Genomic DNA, 21,067 nt, shown 5'->3' with positions numbered 1-21,067 from the left:
ATGCAGGGGCGGCTGATTGTAGGAGAGCGGCCGGTCAGACGACGCCGTTCGCCTTGAACCAGGCCAGCGCACGCTTCCAGCCATCATCGGCCGCTTCCTTGCGGTAGCTGGGGCGGTAGTCGGCGTGGAAGGCATGCGGCGCGTCAGGGTACACCACGAATTCCGAAGCCTTGGCGGCGGCAGTGCCACCTGCCAAGGCGGCTTTCATCTTATCAATCGTGTCAAGGGGGATGCCGGTGTCTTTTTCACCGTACAGGCCGAGCACCGGCGCCTTGAGGATGGGCGCGATCTCCACGGGGTGCTTGGGCGTGAGGTCGCTGGCCTGGCCCACCAGGCGTCCGTACCATGCCACCCCGGCCTTGACCGGGCCATGCGCTGCATACAGCCAGGTGATGCGGCCACCCCAGCAAAAGCCGGTGATGCCGATGCGTGCAGCGTCGCCGCCGTTGGCGGTGGCCCAGGCAACGGCACCGTCAAGGTCGGCCATCACCTGCGCATCGGGCACCTTGGAGACAATCTCGGCCATGAGCTTGGCAGCCTCGGTGTACTTGGAGGCATCGCCCTGGCGCGCATAGAGCTGTGGAGCGATGGCCAGGTAGCCGGCCTTGGCGAAGCGGCGGCAGGTGTCGGCGATGTACTCGTGCACGCCGAAGATCTCCTGGATCACCAGCACCACGGGCAGGCCGGTCTTGCCCGCAGGCGCCGCGCGGTAGGCGGGCACCTTGAAGCCGCCCACGGTGAAGCTGACCTCACCCGCCGTCAGGCCGTCGGCAGGGGTGGCGATGGCTGTCTGCGCCATCAGCGGCGCGGCGGCGGCGGCATAGCCCAGGCCGATGGCCGTCTGCAGGGCCAGGCGGCGCGTGGCGCCGGCTTCGGTGGTACGGCCGGGCAGCAGGGCCTCGGTATCCTGTCGGTGGTCGTCGCTCAGCATCGTTGATCTCCAATGGGTAAATGGGACAAGGCGAGCGCGCAGTCTAGGCGGTTTGCGCGGCGGCTGCCACCGCCCAGGCCTACTGGGGGACGTAGTCGGTCGGGTACTTGAGCGAATCCACGAGCAGGTGCGGCATGCGCATGCCCAGGTTGATGCCGCGCGGCGGGATGGGCGCGGTGAACCATTTGCCGTAGAGGCGGTGCAGCTCCCGCGTCTGGATGAGGCGTCGCAGTTCCGCATCCACCACCGCCTTGAGCTCGGGGTTGTTCTTCTCGAAGGCAATGGCATAGGGCTCGATGGTCATGGGCTTGCCGATCACCTTGAGGTCCTCGGGCCGGCCGTGGCTGGCGCGCAGGCCGAACAGCAGCACGTCGTCCATGGCAAAGGCTTGCACCTTGCCTTGCACCACCCAGGCAAAGCCCTGCGCGTGGTCCGCTGCCGGCTCGATGCGGATGCGCACGGACTTGGCCAACGCCTCCTTCGCCAGCGAGTCGATGTTGGTGGTGCCGGTGGTCGACGCCACGACCTTGCCATCCAGGTCCTCGATGCGCTCATAGGGTTGGCTGCTGAGCACCACCATGCGCGAGGACGCGACAAAGTGCGGGATGGTGAAGGCCACGCGCTGGCGGCGTGCCGCAGTGTTGGTGGTGGAGCCGCATTCGAGATCGACCTCGCCCCTTTCGATGGCGTCGAAGCGGGTGCTGGACGTGACCTGGCGGTAATCCACCCGGGTCTCGCGCAAGTGGAGATGCCGGCCCAGTGCCTGCGCAATGCTGCGGCAGACATCGACGCTGTAGCCCATGGGCACGCCGTCTGCCACATAGGACAGGGGCACGGACGATTCGCGGTGCCCGATGACCACGCTGCCGCGCGCCTGGATGCGTTGCAGGGCGCCAGCGGGCGGCTTGGCGGTGGCAGGGAGCGGGATCTGCGCCAGCACGCTTCCTGCCGATGCGGCCAGCAGGTACAGGGCCGATGCCGCAGGCAGGCGGACACGCCGGCGGCTCCACAAGGACTGGGATGCAGAAGTCATGTCGCGATCACCTTGAAAAATACAGCCGGCCTGCGAAGCGCGGGCTTGCGAGTGCAACGGCAGCCGCACTGCCGAGGGAGGGAAGGCTCGGTATCAGGCGGCGGTCGGCACCGTGTCCACCAGGTAGGCCTGGCGCGCCAGCGCAGCCGCCAGCACGGCCGAGGGATTGACCAGCGACAAGCCTGGCAGCGCCGGGCTTTCCTCCAGTGCCAGCGGTATCTCCGTGCAACCCATGACGAGGGTGCCGATGCCATGGCGCTGCTGCAGCGCCAGGGCCACCGACCCGAAGCGCTCACGCGCCAGGGCATAGTCGCCCGCCTTCACCCCGTCGTAGATGCCCTGCATGAGCTCTTCGCGTTCGGCCAGGGTGGGCAGGCAGCAGGCGATGCCCGCCCGCTCCAGCTCGCCCTGGTACAGCCCGGCGTCATAGGCGCCGCGCGTGGCCAGCAGGCCCACGCCGCGCACCTGGCGCGCCGCCAGGCCGGCCACCACCTCCTGCACGCCATGCAGCACCACCAGCTGCGGAAAGCGCTGCTGCAGCAAACCATGCCAGGCATGAGCGGTGTTGCAGGCAATGGCCACCGCGCGCGCGCCCAGCGCAGCCAGCCGGCCGGTGGCCTGCAGCATGGGCTCGGCGGGCTGGTGCGCGCCCTGGCGCGTATCCCCCAGGGCATTCGTGCGGTCGGGGATGGGCACCTGCGCCAGCCAGTGCTCGGGGTAGGCCTGGTCGTGCACGGGAATGCCCAGCTGCGCCATGCGCTCCCCGCAGGCCTGCACGAACAGGCGCGCGAAATCAGCGCCCGCTGCCGGCCCCATGCCGCCCAGGATGCCCACCGTCTGCGTGGCGGGGCGATGGCTTGCCAACATGCTCGGGGGCTCCTTCAGATGGCCGGCTTGTCGCTCTGGGTCGTGAGGTTGTCGCGCAGCTCCTTGCCCATGGGCAGCTTGAGGTTCTGGCCGCGCGGCGCGATCGGCGACATGAACCACTTGGTGTAGAGCTTCTCGAACTCGCCGGACTTCATCAGGCCGCCGATGACGCCGTTGACCAGGGTCTGGAACTGCGGGTCGTCCTTGCGCAGCATGCAGGCATAGGGCTCGACCTGCAGCGCGTCGCCCACCACGTCCCACTCGGCCGGGTTGCGCGCATTGGCCATCAGGCCGTAGAGCAGGATGTCGTCCATGGCAAAGGCTTCGGAGCGGCCGGTGTCCACCAGCAGCAGCGAATCCTCGTGGTCCTTGCCCATCAGCACTTCCATGTCGAGCTTGTTGTCGCGGTCGTACTTACGCACCACCTGGGCATTGGTGGTGCCCGAGGTGGTGGAGATCTTGCGCTTGGCCAGGTCGCCGAAGCCCTTGATGCCCGAGCTCTTCTTGGTCAGCAGGCGCGTGCCAGTGTAGAAATAGTTGGTGGCGAACTGCACGTCCTTGCCGCGCACGCTGTTGTTGGTGGTGGAGCCGCACTCCAGATCCACCGTGCCGTTCTGCACCAAGGGGATGCGGTTGAGCGAGGTGACGGGCTGCAGCTCGACCTTGATGGCCGGATTGTTCAGGCGCTTCTTCACGGCGTCGGCCACGGCATTGGAGATGTCCACCGCAAAGCCCACGGGCTGGCCAGGGCCTGCCAGGTAGCTGAAGGGCACGGACGACTCGCGGTAGGCCAGCGTGATCTTGCCGGTGTCGGCGATCTTCTTGAGCGTGTCGGCACTGGCGATGGAACAGGCCAGGAGGCCGGTGGCCAGCAGGGCGGCACGGGTGACGGCGGACAGTCGCATGGAATTCCCTTCGTGAGGTGGTGGATGAGGAGAAAGAAAAAGGCAAGGCGTGAACGCACTGTAGGAACTTGCCCGCGCTTTGAACAATTCATTTCACCGGGGAGGCCATGCCGGAAAGTTATGCCTGGGGCATACCCACCCCATAACCTGCCGTCATGGCCCCCGTGCACAACGGCATTGTTCAAACCCGGCGCCGGCTTCTACAGTGGCCGCCAGAGCAACCAACCAAAGCAAAGAGCATGCAGGTATGTGTATTGGGCGCGGGCATCGTGGGGCTGGCCACCGCGTATGCGCTGCGCCAGCGCGGCATGGAGGTCACCGTGATCGACCGAGGCGCACCCGGCGAAGGGGCCAGTGGCGGCAATGGCGCGCAGCTGAGCTACAGCTATGTGCAACCCCTGGCCGACGCCGGCATCTGGCGGCAATTGCCCAGCCTGCTGTTCTCAGCCGACTCCCCCCTTTCCGTGCGCCCGCAGTGGGATCTGCACCAGTGGCGCTGGGGCCTGCAGTTCCTCGCGGCCTGCAACCGCACCACCTCGGCGCGCAGCACGGCCGAGCTGCTGGACCTGGCTGCGCTGAGCCGCGAGCGCTTCGACGCCATGCTGCAGGCCGAGCGGCTGGCATGCGATTTCTCGGCCACCGGCAAGCTGGTGCTCTACGGCACAGCCGATGCGTTTGGCGCAGCGCGGCGGCAGATGGAACTGCAGCGCGCCTTCGGCAGCCTGCAGGAAGCCGTGGATGCCGAGCGCTGCGTGGCACTGGAGCCGGCGCTGGCCCACTACCAGGGCCGGATCGCGGGCGCCATTTACACCCAGAGCGAATGCGCGGCCGATTGCCTGCAGGTATGCCAGGGCCTGCACACCCTGCTGGCCGCGCGCGGCGTGCGCTTTTTGCTGGGAACCGATATCCAGGGCTTTGCCACCGGGCAGGGCCGCATCCAGGCGGTGCGCACCCGCCTGGGGAATGTGGAGGCCGACCACTTCGTTCTGGCCCTGGGCAGCGCCAGCCATGGCATGGCGCGCACGCTGGGCGTGCACCTGCCGGTGTACCCGCTCAAGGGCTACAGCATCACGCTCGATGCCAGCGATGCCCCGGGGGCGGCACCGCACGTGAGCGTGACCGACGCGGCGCGCAAAGTGGTGTTTGCGCGCATCGGCCAGCGCCTGCGCGTGGCGGGCATGGCCGAGCTGGTAGGGCACGACACACGCATACCCCCCGAGCGCATAGCGAGCCTGTGCGCAGCCGCACGCGCGCTGTTCCCGCACTGCAGCGATTTTGAAGCGACCCGGCCCTGGACCGGCATGCGCCCCGCCACGCCCACCGGCCTGCCGGTGGTGGGGCGCCACGCAGGCGCACCGGCCAACCTGGTGCTCAACACCGGGCACGGGGCGCTGGGCTTCACCCTGGCCTTCGGCACGGCGGCACGGGTGGCTGAACTGCTCGCGGGCTGACCCCCCTCAGGGCGCGGGGCTCTGCGGGGCAGACGCCATGGTCTCGGCCACGGCCTGGCGCATGCAGGCGGTCATGGCGCTGGCCAGCAGCGAGGCCGGGCGGTTGACGGTGCGCAGCGACTGGATGGGCACGGGGATGTGCGGCGCCAGCGCCAGCACGTCCACCTGGCTGCAGTCGGCCGAGGCGGCAGTGCAGGCATCCACCAGCGCCACCGCATGGCCATGGCGCGCCAGGGCCAGCGCGGCGTGGTAGGTCTGCACCGTGATGGCCGTGCGCAGGCCCACGCCGGCTTCGCGGCAGGCATGGCTGACCACGGTGCCGATGGGGTCGCGCACGTCCAGGCGCACCACCGGCGTGTCGGCCAGGTCGGTGAGGTGCACGGTGCCCGAGTGCACCAGCGCGGGGTCCAGCATGCCCTTGGGCGCCACGCAGACCATGTAGCCGTCGGCAATGTGCTCCTGGCTCAGCGAGGGGTGGGCGATGGAGCTGAAGACGAAGCCCACGTCCGCCTCCTGCAGCACCAGGGCCGAGACGATCTGCGGCGAGTGCAGCGCCTCGATGGTGATGCCCACGTCCGGGTGCAGCGCGCGAAAGCTGCGCAGCGCGCGCGGCAGCACCTCGTAGCTCAGTGCCAGCACGCTCAGGATGTGCAGCTCGCCCTCGCGCCCGTCGCCCTTGAGGCTGGCGGCCAGGCGCTGCACGTCGTCGAGCTGGGTGAACAGGCGCTCGATGTGCGGGTACAGGGTCTGCGCCTCGGTGGTGGGCACCAGGCGGCCCTTGAGCCGGTGGAACAGCGCGAACCCGAGCTGCAGCTCTGCATGCGCGAGGATGCGGCTCACCGCCGGCTGGGTGACGTTGATGAGCCGTGCGGCAGCGCTCACGCTGCCGGTGAGCATCACGGCGTTGAAGACTTCAATGTGGCGAAGGCGCATGCCTTTTTACCTTGCAATGAACGCGCCAGCGCTGCGGCTTTTCAATGCGCCTTGTCCCAGTTGGGGCCCACGCCCACCTCGGCCAGCAGCGGCACCTTGAGCGCGGCGACCTCGGCCATCAGGCGCGGGATGTGGCTGCGCACCCAGTCCACCTCGCCCTCGGGCAGCTCGAACACCAGTTCATCGTGCACCTGCATGATCATCTTGATGCCGGGCTTGTGCGCGTCGAGTTCCTTCTGCACGGCCACCATGGCCAGCTTGATCAGGTCGGCCGCCGTGCCCTGCATGGGGGCGTTGATGGCGGCGCGCTCGGCACCGCTGCGGCGTGGGCCGTTGGGCGAGTTGATCTCGGGCAGGTACAGGCGCCGGCCGAACACCGTCTCCACATAGCCCATGGACTTGGCGGCGGCCTTGGTCTCGTCCATGTACTGCTTGACGCCGGGGTAGCGCTGGAAGTACTTGTCGATGTAGGCGGCTGCAGCCTTGGTCTCGATACCCAGGTTCTTGGCCAGGCCGAAGCTGCTCATCCCGTAGATGAGCCCGAAGTTGATGACCTTGGCGTAGCGGCGCTGCTCGCTGGTGACCTGGTCCACCTCCACGCCGAACACCTCGGCAGCAGTGGCGCGGTGCACGTCCAGGCCCGCGTGGAAGGCATGCAACAGCGAGTGGTCGCCGCTGATGTGGGCCATGATGCGCAGCTCGATCTGCGAATAGTCGGCGCTGGCGATCACGCTGCCTGCGGGCGCCACGAAGGCCTCGCGCACGCGCCGGCCTTCGGGCGTGCGGATGGGAATATTCTGCAGGTTGGGGTCGTTGCTCGACAGCCGCCCGGTGACGGCCACGGCCTGCGCATAGTGCGTGTGCACCCGCCCCGTGCGCGGCAACGCCAGCTGGGCCAGCTTGTCGGTGTAGGTGCCCTTGAGCTTGACCAGGCCGCGGTGCTCCAGCAGCTTGGCGGGCAGGGGGTAGTCCTCGGCCAGCTTTTCGAGCACCTCTTCGTCGGTGCTGCGCGCGCCGGTGGCGGTCTTCTTGACGACGGGCATGCCCAGCTTGTCGAAAAAGATCTCGCCCAGCTGCTTGGGGCTGCTCAGGTTGAAGGGCTGGCCCGCGATCTCGTAGGCTTCGGTCTCCAGCTGCACGATGCGCTGTCCCAGCTCGTGGCTCTGGTTGGCCAGCGTGGGCGCGTCGATCAGCACGCCGTTGCGCTCGATGCGGTACAGGGCCTCGCTGCTGGCCATCTCTAGTTCGTAGATGAAGCGCAGCTTGTCATTGGCTTCGAGCAGCGGCCACAGGGCCTTGTGCACGTCCAGGGTCTGGTCGGAGTCTTCGCACGAGTATTCGGCGGCCTTGGCCACGTCCACCTGGGCGAAGGGGATCTGGTGCACGCCCTTGCCGCACAGGTCTTCATAGCTGATGCCGCTGCGCCCCAGGTGCCGGTCGGCCAGGCTGGCCAGGCCATGGGGCTTGTGCACTTCGAGCACATAGCTTTGCAGCATGGTGTCGTGCGCGTAGCCCTGCACCTCGATGCCGTGGTTGGCGAACACATGGCGGTCGTATTTGATGTGCTGGCCCAGCTTCAGGTGGCGCGGGTCCTGCAGCCAGGGCCTGAGGCGTGCCAGCACCTCGTCGAAGGGCAGTTGCGCCGGCGCATCGGGCCCCTCGTGGCGCAGCGGGATGTAGGCCGCCGCGCCCGGCTCCACGCTGAAGCTGATGCCCACGATCTCGGCGCGCATCTCGTCGAGCGAGGTGGTCTCGGTGTCCAGCGCCGTCAGGGGCGCCACGTGCAGGGTGGCCAGCCAACGGTCGAACTGGTCCCAGGTCAGGATGGTCTCGTAGCGCTCATTGCGGGGCGGCTTTTCGGCAGCAACCTGTGCACCATCTACACCACCCTCTGCAGGCTCGGCGAACAGGTCGGCGGTGTCGGTATCGCCGGCCTTCTTGCGCGCGGCGGGAGCGGTTTGTTCAGCAGGCGGCTCGGCCGGTGAACCCAGGGCCCGCGCCAGGCCCTTGAAGCCGTATTTTTCGTAGAACTCGCGCAGCCCATCGACCTGCTGCTCGCCGATCACGATGGCGTCGAGCGCGGGCAGGCCCACGATGTGCTCGACCAAATCGCAATCGGTCCGGATGGTCACCAGCTTGCGCCCGGTGGGCAGCCAGTCGAGCGTGTTGCGCAGGTTCTCGCCGGCCACGCCCTTGATCTCGTGGGCGCGCGCCACCAGTTCGGCCAGCGAACCGTATTCCATGAGCCACTTGGCAGCGGTCTTGGGGCCCACCTTGGGCACGCCGGGCACGTTGTCCACGGTATCGCCCACCAGGGTCTGGAAGTCCACCATCAGGTGGGGGGGCACGCCGAACTCGGCGGTCACGCCGGCCACGTCGCGGCGCTTGCCGTTCATGGTGTCGATGATGGTGATGTGCTCGTCAACCAGCTGCGACAGGTCCTTGTCGCCGCTGGAGACCACCACGTCGATGCCCTGGCTGGCAGCGGTCACGGCCAGGGTGCCGATCACGTCGTCGGCCTCCACGCCCGGAATCGCCAGCACCGTCCAGCCCAGCATGCGCACCACCTCGTGGATGGGGTCGATCTGCGAGCGCAGGTCGTCGGGCATGGGCGCGCGCTGCGCCTTGTACTCGGGGTAGATCTCGTCGCGAAAGGTGGGACCGCTGGCGTCGAAGATGCAGGCGGCATAGTCTGCATGCACCTCCTTGCGCAGGGCCTGCATCATGTTGATCATGCCGCGGATGGCGCCCGTGGCCGCGCTCGTGGAGTCGCCCGGCACGGCACGCAGGTCGGGCATGGCATGGTAGGCACGGTACAGGTAGCTGGAGCCGTCCACCAGCACCAGGGTCTTTTTATTGCTCATGGGGGCAATTGTGCACGGCCAAAGGCCGCGCACCACCGCCGCCCGGCGCGCTCTACAATGGGTGCATGCGCGCTGTTAACCTCTCCCTGCTGCTGGCCCTTGCCTGCGGCCCCGTACTGGCCCAGACCGGCGGCCAGAATGCCCCTGCGGGCGCCCCCAGGCAAGGCGAGGCGCTTACCACGCCCGAGTCCCTGTCCGGGCGCAACAACCAGCGCACCGAACGCATCCAGATCGAGGACGCGGGCAGCCGCGTCGACGAAGTGCGTGTGGGCGGCCAGACGCAGAGCATCAACGTGCAGCCCAAGACCGGCAACATGCCCAGCTACGAAGTGCAGTCGCCCGACGGCGCGCGCGGCCGCACCGGCGCCCTCAACGGCGCCGAGACCAACACCGGCCCCCGGGTCTGGAACGTCCTGAAGTTCTGATGCCTGGCTGGGGGTGCTGCGCCCCCTGCTCCCGCTTTTTCCTCCGGATTTTCCGCATTCCCCCTGCTGAGCGATGGCCGTTTTTACCGAAGTCTCCAATGATGAGGCGCGCGAGTTGCTGCGCCGTTTGCACCTGGGTGAGCTGGTCGCGCTGCGCGGCATCGAAGGCGGCATCGAGAACACCAACTACTTTCTCACCAGCGACCAGGGCGAGTTCGTACTGACGCTGTTCGAGCGCCTGACGGCCGAGCAGCTGCCGTTCTACCTGCACCTGATGAAGCACCTGGCGCATGGCGGCGTGCCCGTGCCCGACCCGCGCGGTGACGCTAATGGCGACATCCTGCACAGCGTGTGCGGCAAGCCGGCCGCCGTGGTCAGCAAGCTGCGCGGCAAGAGCCAGCTGGCCCCCGGCCCGGTGCACTGCGCCGCCGTGGGCGCCATGCTGGCGCGCATGCACCTGGCGGGCCGTGGCTACGACCGCCACCAGCCCAACCTGCGCGGCCTGCCGTGGTGGAACGAGACCGTGCCGGTGGTGCTGCCGCACCTCGATGCCAGCCAGGCGGCCCTGCTGCGCTCGGAGCTGGCCTACCAGAACCACGTGGCAGCCTCCTCGGCCTACACCGCCCTGCCCACCGGGCCGGTGCATGCCGACCTGTTCCGCGACAACGTGATGTTCGACGGCGAGGAGCTCACGGGGTTTTTCGACTTCTACTTTGCCGGCGTCGACACCTGGCTGTTCGACCTGGCCGTGTGCCTGAACGACTGGTGCATTGACCTGCCCACGGGCCAGCACGACCCCGAGCGCGCCCGGCGCATGCTCGACGCCTACCAGGCCGTGCGCCCCCTCACGGCGGCCGAGCGTGAGCTGCTGCCGGCTCTGCTGCGTGCCGGCGCCCTGCGCTTCTGGATCTCGCGGCTGTGGGATTTTTACCTGCCGCGCGAGGCCTCCATGCTGACCCCGCACGACCCGACCCACTTCGAGCGCGTGCTGCGCGGGCGCATCGCGCAGCCCGTGCACGCTGGCTGAGCCACCCCGGAAAACTGCACCTGAACCGGTATTCCGCGAGGAATGTCACGCCCTGGAGCACTTTCGCATGCCCCCATGCGGCCCCTGCCATGGTGCGCTGGGGTAAATTAGGCACTGTCTCCCCGCCCATTCGCCAGGCCCGACCGCACGGGCCGCTTTCCTGAGCCGCCCTCCGTTCCCATGAAACTCAACATCGTCCCCGCCCGCACCGGCATCGCCTGGGTCAAGCTTGGCATCCGGTCGTTCTGGCGCCAACCCATGGCACTGGCGGCGTTGTTCTTCATGACCATGGCCGCCATGTCGCTGGCCAGCCTGGTCCCGCTGGTGGGCCCGGCGATTGCGCTGGCCCTGCTGCCCTCGGCCACGCTGGCCATGATGGTGGCAGCGGCCGAAACCACCATGGGGCGCTTTCCGACGCCCGCCGTGCTGCTGGTGGCCTTTCGCACCGGCCAGCAGCGCCTGCGCGACATGCTGGTGCTGGGCGCCCTTTACGCCGTGGGCTTCCTGTCCATCATGGGCTTGTCGGCGCTGATCGACGGCGGCCAGTTCGCCAGCGTCTACCTGGGCGGCACGCCGCTCAAGCGCGAGGTGGCCGAAAGCGCATCGTTCCAGGGCGCCATGTGGCTGTCGATGCTGCTGTACCTGCCATTGTCGCTGACCTTCTGGCATGCACCCGGGCTGGTGCATTGGCATGGAGTGCCGCCCGTGAAGGCCCTGTTCTTCAGCCTGGTGGCCTGTGTGCGCAACTTCGGCGCCTTCTTCGTCTTCGGTCTGGGCTGGATGGGCATCTTCCTCATGGCTGGCGTGGTGGTGGCCCTTGCGTCGGGCCTCATTGCCCTGGCCGGGCTGGGCACAGCTGCCAGTGGCATCATGGTCGGCACGGCCATGATGCTGGCGGCGATGTTCTTCACCTCCATCGTGTTCACGTTCCGCGACTGCTTCGAACCGCCCGCCAAACCCTCGCCGGAGGAATCCCATGACGAACAGCCAGCACCCACACCAACTCCAGGGCCGCACTGAGGACGAAGTCGTCTGGTACCAAAGGCGCAGCCTGCTGCAGGCGGCCGCTGCCTGGACGGCCGCTGGCGGGTTCACAGTGGCGCACGCACAGCAGGGCCGCAACGTGGTGGAAATGCGCGGCGATGTACGCCGCAACGGCCAGGCACTGGCGGCAGGCGAAGGCATCGCCCCCGGTGACCGGATCGAGACCGGGCCGGGCTCCACCGTGGTCTTCACCGTCGGCAAGGACGCCTTCATGGTGCGCCAGAACACCCGCATTGCGCTCGAGGGCGATACCCCTATGACCGTGAAGGTACTGCGCCTGCTGACGGGCGCGGTGGCCAGCGTCTGGGGACGCGGCAGCGAGCGCCAGGTGGTCATGCCCACGGCCACGGCCGGAATCCGCGGCACGGGGGTGTATGCCGAGGTGTTCCCCGAACAGGACTTTCGCAGCTATTTCTGCAACTGCTACGGCACGGTGGACATTGCGGCCGGGGGCGAATCCGTCGTCAGCCAGGCGTCCTACCACCAGGCCTTCTGGGCCGAGGTGGCGCCGCGCAACGGCCGCATGCTGACGCCGGCCGGCGCCATCAACCACACGGACGAGGAACTGGAGTTCCTGGCCCGCCTCGTGGACCAGCGCACGGCCTGGCAAATCGCCGGGCACAAGGGCAGCAAGGATGGCACCGGGCAGATCACCTACCCCGCAGCACCTGCCGGCAGCAATCCCGCATCGCCCGCCCCAGCCGTGCCCGTGCCAGCCCCGGCACGCCCGCCCATGTCGCGTGCGCGCCCTGCCTCACCCTACGGCTCCGACTACTGATGCCTTGTGGCCGCTGCGCTGCAGCGACCCACGCCAATACCGGAGTCCTTCTGGGCGGACATGGTGGCACAGTCATCGAAGGCTTGGCCGCCCGGCCTATGACGCGCGCTGCCTGCCCGATCCTGGGCCCAGGAACACGCCACTGCCCAGAAGCTCCTGGAGAAAGAAAGCCGCCTGGTGTCCCCTTACGGAGACAGCCAGGCGGCTGCAGGAAAGGGGTTTCGCGACCCCTTCCCGTCTTGCGCTGAAGCGCTTCAGCTGCCGATCACGCCGCCGTCGTTCTTGGTGATCACGATGGTGGCCGAGCGGGGGCGCTTACCGGCGCCATAGCCGGCATTGGAAGGCCACTGGCTCTGGTACTTGGTCGGATCCGCGACATTGGCCATGCCGGTCGACTCACCGGGGTGCTGGATGTTCACGAAGATGGTCTTGCCATCCGGGGTTTCAGCCAGGCCCGTGATCTCGCAGCCCTTGGGGCCCACGAGGAAGCGCTTGAGCGTCTCGGGGGTGGGCGTCTTGCCCACATAGGTGGACACATCCACCTTGCTGCCGTCGGCCTTGGTGTAGGCCAGGGTCTTCTTGCCGCCATCGCCCACCTGGCCTGGCACTGCCGCCAGCATCATGCAGTTGGTCACGTCCGTGTAGGCACCGTCGTCGGTCTGGATCCAGCAGATGCCGGTGGACTTGCTGAAAGCCAGGCCGTCGGGGCTGGAGAAGTCCTGGTCGTCAGTGAGCGACGACAGGTTGACGGTCGCTTTGTCCGCACCGGCTTCGGCGCCAAACAGGTAGACGTCCCACGAGAAGCCAGACGTACCGTCCTTCATGCGCACCACGTGGCCATGCGAGTTGCCGTCTTGTCGCGTCGTGCCCTTCATGTCGGTGTAGGCGCGGGGGTTGGCTGCGTCCAGGCCCATCTGCGAGCTGCCCGAGGGTTCGAGGCGGCGGTTGCTGTTGTTGGTCAGCGTGAAGTAGATTTCACCGTTGACGGGGTTCACGGCATTCCACTCGGGGCGGTCCATCTTGGTCGCACCCACGGCATCGGCGGCCAGGCGGGTATGGACGGCGATTTCTGCAGCGTTGGTGAAACGGAAGGCGGAGTAGTTGGCAATGGCGCTGTTGGCCACCGTCAGTTCAACCCACTGGCCCGTGCCATCGCTGTTGAACTTGGCCACGTACAGCTTGCCGCTGTCCAGGTACTTGTCGCCCACGGCCAGACGGTCAGCGGCGTTGGCATCGGCCGCATTCCACAGCGCGGTGGACACGAACTTGTAGATGTACTCCCCACGCGAGTCGTCACCCATATAAACCGTCAGCGGCTGGCCTGCCGTCACCTGGCCGAACGCAGCGCTCTCGTGCGCGAAACGGCCAAGGCCGGTGCGCTTCTTGGCCATGCGGGACTTGTCATAGGCGTCGATCTCGACGATGTAGCCCATGCCATTCATCTCATTGCGATAGTCGTCGCTGCCATTGGCGGAGCTGCCGGTCTTGCTGTTGTTCCAGCGCTGGTACTGGTCGGCCGAGCCACCCGTTTCCCAGCCATGGCGCGACGCAGCGCCTTGCGTGCGGCCATAACGGTTGAGGGATGCAACGCTCTTGTCACTACTGCGTGCGGCATCGTCGGCAGCACCGCGCGTGAAGTAGCCAAACCAGTTCTCCTCACCGGTCAGGAAGGTGCCCCAAGGGGTTTTTCCCGTGCCGCAGTTGTTCAACGTGCCACGGGTCAAGGTTCCGGTCGGCGAGTACTTGGTGACCAGATCGGCGCTGCCACGGGCAGGGCCGGAGATTTCCATCGCGCTCAATGGCGTCAGGCGGAAGTTGAGTGCCGAATTGGTCGAATATGCCCACTTGCCGGCCATGCGCGCCACTTCAATCACGGCGATACCGTGCAGGGCCACTTCCTTGTCCACTTCGGACGCAGGGCGCGGCAGGGTGGACGTGCCCCCATTGGCGTGGATGAAGTACGAGGACAGCCGCTCGTCCGTCGTGGCTTCGTGGTTGATCGCCAGCAGGCCGCGATCGGTGGAGTTGTCCGAGCGCTTGCCGTCAGCGCTCAGGCCAAACCATTCCATGCCGTCGTGGTGATCGCCGCCGCGCTTGTCGAAATCGGTGTCGGTTCCATCGTTCTTATATGCAGAGGCACCGGCGAGGATAGGGTCGCCCAGGGCATACAGCACGCTGGCGGTGTAGCCTGCGGGAACGCTGACCACGTCGGCCAGGCTCTTGGACACAGCGCCAAAGCCCAGCTTGGCGGGCTCATCATCACTGCCACCACAAGCCGTCACACCAAAGCTGCCCAGCACCGTGGCACCCACGGTGCCCACGCTGCCACGCAGCATGCCGCGGCGGCTCAGGCGTGCGCTGAGCACTGCCTCAAAGGTGGGGTTGGCGGAAGTATTGGAGTCTTCGTTGTTGAAATCGACGGCCGCCTGTGGCGCGTCTGCACGTTGTGTCATGACAGTCCTTGGTTTGTCTGTGGGGAAACCCGTGCAGCGTACGAAGCACAAATGACACTACCGTGACGGTCTGAAGGCATATTCATGACCTGCGCAAACCGCATCGAGATCGCCAAGGCCACGCGCATCTCCCTCTGTCCCATCAGGCTTCAAAGTAATGCAAATCAATCTTATTTATATAATCCTCCCGCCAAGCATCTGGGGCAGTTGGACAAGGAACTGGTAGCCGAACCAGGGCCGTCTGTTTGCCGTGCCCCTGCCCCCATCCGGGGCGCCCAGATTCCCACCCGTTGTCTGCGCTGCAGGCCATTGCCTGCGGCGGCCAGCCGCCCCGTCATCGTCGTCGTTTGTTTCTGGAGAAAAAGCGCATGAAAACCACGCTACTGCACACCACCACCCTGGCTGCGGCCCTGATCGCCGCCAGCCCCCTGGGCTTCATGGGGGTGGCACAGGCACAGGGCACGTCCGGCCAGGCCCAGCAGGCGGTGTCAGCCGCCTCGGTGGCAGCGCAGTACGCCACGCTGGTGCATGCCAACTACGAAGACACGCTGGCTGGCGCCAAAGCCATGCAGGCGGCGATCAAGGCCTTCACGGCCCAGCCGTCGGCTGAGAGCCTGGCCGAGGCCCGCAAGACCTGGCTGGCCGCGCGCGAGTTCTACGGCCAGACGGAGGCCTTTCGCTTCTACGGCGGCCCCATCGACGACGACAAGGGCCCCGAAGGCCAGATCAACGCCTGGCCCATGGACGAATCGTACGTGGACAGCGTCGAAGGCAAGCCCAAGGCCGGCCTCGTAAACAACCGCAAGATCGCCATCACCAAGAAGGCGCTGGCGGCGCAGAACGAGCGCGGCGGCGAGGAGAACATCGCCACCGGCTGGCACGCCATAGAGTTCCTGCTGTGGGGCCAGGACCTGTCCGAAACCGGCCCCGGCAACCGCAATTTCGAGGACTTCGTGGACGGCAAGAAGCCCAATGCCGACCGCCGCCGCCAGTACCTCACGGTGGTGACCGAACTGCTGGTCGACGACCTGGGCTTCCTCGTGAAGTCCTGGGCACCCGATGCCAAGGCCAACTACCGCGCAAAGTTCGCCAAGGGCAACATGGAGTCGGTGCGCAAGATGCTGGTGGGCCTGGGCTCGCTGTCGCGCGGCGAACTGGCGGGCGAGCGCCTGGAAGTGGCGCTGAACAGCCAGGACCAGGAGGACGAGCACTCGTGCTTCTCGGACAACACGCACCGCGACGCCGTGACGAATGCCAGGGGCATCCAGAACGTCTGGCTGGGCGAATACAAGCGCGCCGATGCCAGCACGGTCAAGGGCGCATCGCTGCGCGACCTGGTCGCCGCCAAGAACCCGGCCCTGGCCGACAAGACCACCCAGCAGATCGCCGCCTCGGTGGCGGCGGCCGAGGCCATCCAGGCACCTTTCGACCGTGAGATCATCGGCGGCAAGGATGCACCGGGCCGCCAGCGCATCCAGAAGACCATCGACAGCCTGACCCAGCAAAGCAAGGATCTTGTGGAAGCCGCCAACGCCATCGGCATCACCAAGCTCACGCTGGTCCAACCCTGAGGCTCCCCGCCTGCGCTTTCCTTTCGTTCCATGTCCCTTTTGCAAGCCCCTTACCGCCGGCGCGCCACGCGCCTGGCGGTTGCCAGCATCGGCCTTGCGGCCTTGGGCGGCCTCATGGCCGACACCCCCGCCGACCCGCTCGGCGAGAAGGTCGGCGGCAACACCACGGTGTTCGCCACGGGCCGCAATGCCTTTTCCTTCCCGGCCGCCAACCTCGATGACGCAGAGCGCACGCGCTTCGTGATCGGCAATTCGTTCTTTCGCCGCAACTGGGTCGAGGCACCGGCCTCCACCAAGGCGCGCGACGGCCTGGGGCCGCACTTCATCGCGCGCTCGTGCGGCGGCTGCCACGTGCAGGACGGCCGGGGCGAGCCGCCGGCCATCTTCAACCGCCTGGGCGACACCAAGGACCCCACGGTGGCGCTGCTGATCCGCCTGTCCATTCCCGGCGCGGACGCGCATGGCGGGCCCAAGCACGACCCGGTGTACGGCGACCAGTTCAACAACGCGGGCGTCCAGGGCGTCAAGCCCGAGGGCCGCGTGACCCTGCGCTACAAGACCATCAAGGGTAAATTCGCCGACGGCACGCGCTATGAGTTGCTCGACCCGAGCTACGGCTTTGCCGACCTGGGCTACGGCCCCATGCACCCCGAGATCATGGCCAGCCCGCGCATTGCGCCCCAGATCATCGGCGTGGGCCTGCTCGAAGCCATTGCCGAGGCCGACATCCTGGCCAACGCGGCCGACCAGGCCGCAGCAGGCGGCCCGATCAAGGGCGTGCCCAACCGGGTGTGGGATGCGCCCTCGGGCCAGATGATGCTGGGCCGCTTCGGCTGGAAGGGCAACGTTGCGACCGTCGCGCACCAGACCGGCGGCGCCTTCCAGGGCGACATGGGCATCACCTCGAAGCACTTTGCCAACGAGACCTGCACCCCCACGCAAAAGGACTGCCTGGCCGCACCGAGCGGCAAGAGCGCCGCGGCGCAGGGCCAGCCGGGCGTGGAGATCGACGACAAGACCTTCGACGACGTGGTGTTCTACCAGGCCACGCTGGCGCCACCCGCACGCCGCAACCCCAAGGACGCGCAGGTGCTGCGCGGCCAGGCGCTGTTCGCCAATGCCCAGTGCGCCACCTGCCACCGGCCGAGCTACGTCACCAAGGAAGGCCCCTTCCCGCACCTGACGAGCAAGGCCCTGTCGGGCCAGCGCATCTGGCCCTATACCGACATGCTGCTGCACGACATGGGCGAACGCCTGGCCGACAACCGGCCCGACTTCGCCGCCAATGGCCGGCAGTGGAAGACCCCGCCGCTGTGGGGCACGGGCCTGATCAAGGACGTGAACGGCCATACCCGGCTGCTGCACGATGGCCGCGCCCGCGGCGTGCTTGAGGCCGTGCTGTGGCACGGTGGCGAGGCCGAAGCCGCCAAGGACCAGGTACTGAAGATGAACAAGGCCGAGCGCGATGCGCTGGTCAAGTTCGTGGAGTCGCTATGAAACACCCCTCCCTTCGCGCGGCAGCCGCCGCCCTGGCCCTGGGCGCGCTGCTGCTGCCAGCCCAGGCCCAGACCGGCTGGAAGCGCAACGCCGTGCCCTTCTACGACACCACGCACGCGCTGCAAAGCCTGTACGGCCACTGGGGCAAGCCGCGCGCGCAGGAGCTGGCCACGGCCACACAGGCGCTGGCACCGGCCGTGCGTGCGCTGTGCGAGGCCCCGGCCGGCCAGTCGGCCAGCGCCCTCACCGGTGCCCGCAGCGCCTGGCAGCGCAGCACGATGGCCTGGGAGACGCTGGGCGCCGTGGCCGTGGGCCCGGTGATCGCGCGCCGCACCCAGCGGCAGATGGACTTTGCGCCCACGCGCCCGGCACTGATCGAGCGCGCCATCAAGACCCAGCCCCAGGGTGCCCAGGCCTTCGAGCGCATAGGCACGCCCGCCAAGGGACTGCCGGCGCTGGAATGGCTTCTGTGGACGCAGCCCGTGGCCCCTGGGTCGGCCGCCTGCAGCTATGCGGTGGAGGTGGCGCTGGACATCGAGCGCGAGGCCGTGGCCGTGGCCAGTGCTTTCGACACCGCTGCCGGCACCGACTGGGCGGCCGAGGACGAGCAGGAGCGCTCCACCGCAGCCATGGGCGAGTTCATCAACCAGTGGGTGGGCGGCATCGAGCGCCTGCGCTGGGCGCACATGGAAAAGCCGCTGCGTGCAGCGCAGGGCACGCGCACGCCCGAGTACCCCCGCGCCGCCAGCGGCCAGGCCTCTGCCGCCTGGATGGCCGAGTGGAATGCCCTGCGCACCCTGGCCGTGCTGCCCGAAAGTGCCCCGACCCCCATGCCCGGCGAGGCCCTGGTACCGCTGGAAACCTACCTGCGCGGCCGCGGCCTGAACCCGCTGGCCGACCAGTTGCTGGCCACCACGCAGCGCGTGGACAAGGCGCTGCAGGCCCTCGACCAGTCCGGCGCCACCGGAAAGGCCGGCGGCGAGCGGGTGCTGCAGGCGTCCAGGGAACTCGCGGCACTCAAGCGCCTGGCAGAGGCCGAAATCGCGCCCGCGCTGCAGGTGAGCATCGGCTTTTCGGACGCCGATGGGGATTGAGGTGAACGCCATGCTGAGCCGCCGCCAGGCCCTGTGGCTGATGGGCGGTCTGGCGGCGATGCCGCTGGCAACCCACGCAGCCCCCGCCGCTGCGGCAGCCATGCAACTGCTGGCTGCCTGGCAGCAGGCCAATGGCAGCTACCGCATTGGCGTGCTGGCGGCCCAGGCCGGGGGCCCTTCGCCGCTGCGCGTACGCCACGTGCTGGAGGTACCCACACGCGCCCACGGCCTCAGCCAGTTGCCCGATGGCAGCATGGTCGCCAGCGCGCGCCGCCCCGGTGACTGGCTGGTGCGCTGGCATCCGGGCCAGCCCGCCGGCAAGGCGCAATGGCACTGGGTGGATGCGATGCGCTCCTTCAACGGCCATGTGATCGGTAGCGCCGAAGGCCGTTATCTCTACACCACCGAGACCGACGTGGACACGGGCGCCAGCCTGGTCGCCCGGCGCGACGCGCGCAGCCTGGAAACCGTGGACGAGTGGGCCACGCAGGGCATCGATGCGCACGAGCTGATCTGGGCGCCCACGGCCAAGGGCGGCCCACCGGCGCTGATCGTGGCCAACGGCGGCGTGCCCACGGCCCCCGAGACGGGCCGCACCAAGCGCGACCTGCACACCATGGATTCGAGCATCGTGCGGCTGCATGGCGACAGCGGCGAACTGCAGGGCCAGTGGCGCCTGCCCGATGCACGCCTGAGCCTGCGCCACCTGGCCTGGAATGCCGAGCGCACGGTGCTGGGCATCGCCCTGCAGGCCGAGCATGGCGAGGCGGCCGACAAGGCGGCCGCACCCATCCTCGCGCTGTTCGACGGCAAGGCCTTGCGCCTGTGCCCCGCCGGCCAGTCGATGGCCGGCTACGGCGGCAGCATCGCCAGCACCGCCGAGGGCTGGGCCGTGAGCTGCCCGCGCAGCCAGGGCGTGGCCACCTTCACGCCCGATGGGCAGTGGCGCGGCCTGGTGGGCCTGGAGGAAGTGTGCGCACTGGCGGTGGGCAGCGGCCGGCTGTGGGCCGCCGGTGTCTCGCATTCCCTGGAAGACGCACGCTCTCCGACCCCGCTAACGCATGCGCACGCCAAGGAGCTCACGGGCGCGCGCATGGACAACCACTGGGTAAGGTTCGCCTGACACCCGCCAGGGGTTGGCATTTCAAGACGCCCGGCCTGCGCGCTGGGCCACGTCCTTGAGGCTGCTGCGCAGCGCCAGCTTGCGCACGATGGCCGAGAACGCGCGCGTGGGTGCCGATTCACGCGCCATGGGCGACCACAGCATGCCCGGGGTGCGCACGGGCGTGGGGCTTTCGAGCCGCACCACCACCAGCCCCGAATGCGGAGACACTACATTGGCCGCAACGATGGACGCCAGCTGCGTCTTGCCCACCAGGTCCATCATCGGCGCAAGCGTGTTGATCTCGGCCACCACCTGCGGCTCGGCGCCGCAGGAGCGAAAGCACTCGTCCAGCATCTGCCGCGTCGCAAAGCTCACGGGCAGCAGCACCATGGGCATGCGGTGCAGCTCGACCATGCGCACGCGCTTGCGCCGGGCGAGCGCATGGCCCTTGGCCACCACCAGCACCATCTCTTCGTTGTACAGCGGCTCGAACTGCAGCGGCCCCGGCACTGCCGGCCGGTAGGCGATGCCCAGGTCCAGCGTGCCCTGCTGCAGGCGCGCGGCGATGTGGTCGGCCGACAGTTCTTCGACCACCACCTTCACGCGCGGGTGGCGCTCGTGGAAGGCGGCGATGCAGCCCGGGATGAAGCCCAGGTTGAAGGTGTGCGTGGAGCCGATGTGCAGCTCGCCCGCCACCTCCGAGCCGTTCTGGCGCAGGGCGCCCAGGCCCAGGTCGATCTCGTGCAGGGCCTTGGTGCAGTAGTGCAGAAACTCGTCGCCCGCCCCGGTCAGCGCCACGCGCTTGCCCGCGCGGTCGAACAGCGCCGCACCGATCTCCTGTTCGAGCTGCTTGATCTGGTGCGACAGCGTCGATTGCGTGACATGCAGCCGCTCGGCCGCGCGCGTGAAGTTGAGCGAGCCGGCCAGGGCGATGAAGTAGCGCAGGTGCCTCAGTTCCATGGCGGTGCCACCGGTAGTTGATCGATGCCATCAATGGTAACGATGAAAAACAATCATTTCCAGGAATTCGGTGCGCCGCCTACAGTCGCCTCCAACCCACAAGGCCGGCATTGAAGAGCGGGCGGCCCA

17 protein-coding genes are annotated in these 21,067 nt (G+C 68.0%); 9 read left to right on the top strand and 8 right to left on the bottom strand.

The annotated features are described in order from the left end of the window. Positions 1 to 34 precede the first annotated feature (34 nt). The 4 genes from QYL93_RS02675 to QYL93_RS02660 form a co-directional block, all read right to left on the bottom strand. Entirely contained in the window at positions 35 to 931 is an 897-nt protein-coding gene (locus tag QYL93_RS02675; protein ID WP_305742195.1) for a dienelactone hydrolase family protein, read from the bottom strand. A 79-nt stretch (positions 932 to 1,010) separates the two neighbouring features. Next, on the bottom strand, positions 1,011 to 1,964 hold the full coding sequence (locus QYL93_RS02670; protein ID WP_305742194.1) for an amino acid ABC transporter substrate-binding protein: 954 nt from the start codon (positions 1,962 to 1,964) through the stop codon (positions 1,011 to 1,013). Positions 1,965 to 2,057: 93 nt separating this feature from the next. Beyond that, the gene (locus QYL93_RS02665) at positions 2,058 to 2,831 is read right to left on the bottom strand and encodes an aspartate/glutamate racemase family protein (protein WP_305742193.1); all 774 of its coding nucleotides are present in this window, start codon (positions 2,829 to 2,831) and stop codon (positions 2,058 to 2,060) included. A gap of 14 nt (positions 2,832 to 2,845) precedes the next feature. Further along, positions 2,846 to 3,736, bottom strand: coding sequence for an amino acid ABC transporter substrate-binding protein (locus tag QYL93_RS02660; protein WP_305742192.1), 891 nt, complete (start codon positions 3,734 to 3,736; stop codon positions 2,846 to 2,848). A gap of 239 nt (positions 3,737 to 3,975) precedes the next feature. Between QYL93_RS02660 and QYL93_RS02655 the strand changes: the two genes are divergently transcribed. Beyond that, on the top strand, positions 3,976 to 5,187 hold the full coding sequence (locus QYL93_RS02655; RefSeq protein WP_305742191.1) for a D-amino acid dehydrogenase: 1,212 nt from the start codon (positions 3,976 to 3,978) through the stop codon (positions 5,185 to 5,187). Between the two features lie 6 nt (positions 5,188 to 5,193). On the opposite strand, the gene QYL93_RS02650 is transcribed toward QYL93_RS02655, so the two are convergent. Beyond that, positions 5,194 to 6,120, bottom strand: a complete 927-nt coding sequence (locus QYL93_RS02650) for a LysR substrate-binding domain-containing protein (protein WP_305742190.1) — start codon at positions 6,118 to 6,120, stop codon at positions 5,194 to 5,196. A gap of 41 nt (positions 6,121 to 6,161) precedes the next feature. Continuing rightward, entirely contained in the window at positions 6,162 to 8,984 is a 2,823-nt protein-coding gene (polA, locus tag QYL93_RS02645) for a DNA polymerase I (RefSeq protein ID WP_305742189.1), read from the bottom strand. 65 nt (positions 8,985 to 9,049) lie between these two features. Here polA and QYL93_RS02640 point away from each other — a divergent pair, with 65 nt between their 5' ends. The 4 genes from QYL93_RS02640 to QYL93_RS02625 all read left to right on the top strand — a co-directional run bounded on the left by QYL93_RS02640 (position 9,050) and on the right by QYL93_RS02625 (position 12,258). Beyond that, positions 9,050 to 9,409, top strand: coding sequence for a hypothetical protein (locus QYL93_RS02640; protein ID WP_305742188.1), 360 nt, complete (start codon positions 9,050 to 9,052; stop codon positions 9,407 to 9,409). A gap of 73 nt (positions 9,410 to 9,482) precedes the next feature. After that, positions 9,483 to 10,436, top strand: a complete 954-nt coding sequence (locus QYL93_RS02635) for a homoserine kinase (protein WP_305742187.1) — start codon at positions 9,483 to 9,485, stop codon at positions 10,434 to 10,436. A 180-nt stretch (positions 10,437 to 10,616) separates the two neighbouring features. Then, entirely contained in the window at positions 10,617 to 11,456 is an 840-nt protein-coding gene (locus tag QYL93_RS02630; RefSeq protein WP_305742186.1) for a BPSS1780 family membrane protein, read from the top strand. Next, complete coding sequence (locus QYL93_RS02625; RefSeq protein ID WP_305742185.1) at positions 11,413 to 12,258, top strand: iron dicitrate transport regulator FecR; 846 nt, start codon at positions 11,413 to 11,415, stop codon at positions 12,256 to 12,258. The genes QYL93_RS02630 and QYL93_RS02625 overlap by 44 nt, the downstream gene beginning before the upstream one ends. A 254-nt stretch (positions 12,259 to 12,512) precedes the next feature. Here the strand turns inward: QYL93_RS02625 and QYL93_RS02620 are convergent, their stop codons facing one another. Next, the gene (locus tag QYL93_RS02620) at positions 12,513 to 14,711 is read right to left on the bottom strand and encodes a PhoX family phosphatase (protein WP_305742184.1); all 2,199 of its coding nucleotides are present in this window, start codon (positions 14,709 to 14,711) and stop codon (positions 12,513 to 12,515) included. Between the two features lie 368 nt (positions 14,712 to 15,079). On the opposite strand from QYL93_RS02620, the gene QYL93_RS02615 reads away from it, so the two are divergent. The 4 genes from QYL93_RS02615 to QYL93_RS02600 are packed head-to-tail and all read left to right on the top strand — an operon-like array spanning position 15,080 to position 19,996. After that, positions 15,080 to 16,282 carry an imelysin family protein gene (locus QYL93_RS02615; protein ID WP_305742183.1) on the top strand — a complete coding sequence of 401 codons (1,203 nt, stop codon included), beginning with the start codon at positions 15,080 to 15,082 and terminating at the stop codon, positions 16,280 to 16,282. A gap of 30 nt (positions 16,283 to 16,312) precedes the next feature. Continuing rightward, positions 16,313 to 17,779: a di-heme oxidoredictase family protein gene (locus QYL93_RS02610; protein ID WP_305742182.1), complete on the top strand. Its 1,467-nt coding sequence runs from the start codon at positions 16,313 to 16,315 to the stop codon at positions 17,777 to 17,779. Continuing rightward, complete coding sequence (locus QYL93_RS02605) at positions 17,776 to 18,873, top strand: imelysin family protein (protein WP_305742181.1); 1,098 nt, start codon at positions 17,776 to 17,778, stop codon at positions 18,871 to 18,873. The genes QYL93_RS02610 and QYL93_RS02605 overlap by 4 nt, the downstream gene beginning before the upstream one ends. 10 nt (positions 18,874 to 18,883) lie before the next feature. Further along, positions 18,884 to 19,996, top strand: a complete 1,113-nt coding sequence (locus QYL93_RS02600; protein WP_305742180.1) for a DUF1513 domain-containing protein — start codon at positions 18,884 to 18,886, stop codon at positions 19,994 to 19,996. Between the two features lie 21 nt (positions 19,997 to 20,017). Here the strand turns inward: QYL93_RS02600 and QYL93_RS02595 are convergent, their stop codons facing one another. Further along, positions 20,018 to 20,938 carry a LysR substrate-binding domain-containing protein gene (locus QYL93_RS02595; protein ID WP_305742179.1) on the bottom strand — a complete coding sequence of 307 codons (921 nt, stop codon included), beginning with the start codon at positions 20,936 to 20,938 and terminating at the stop codon, positions 20,018 to 20,020. Positions 20,939 to 21,067: the final 129 nt, after the last annotated feature.

This window comes from Acidovorax sp. A1169 (genome assembly GCF_030704685.1).
Lineage (GTDB): Bacteria > Pseudomonadota > Gammaproteobacteria > Burkholderiales > Burkholderiaceae_C > Acidovorax.
The sequence above is the reverse complement of the archived record's forward strand: the minus strand, read 5'-3'. Positions and strand labels throughout refer to the sequence as shown.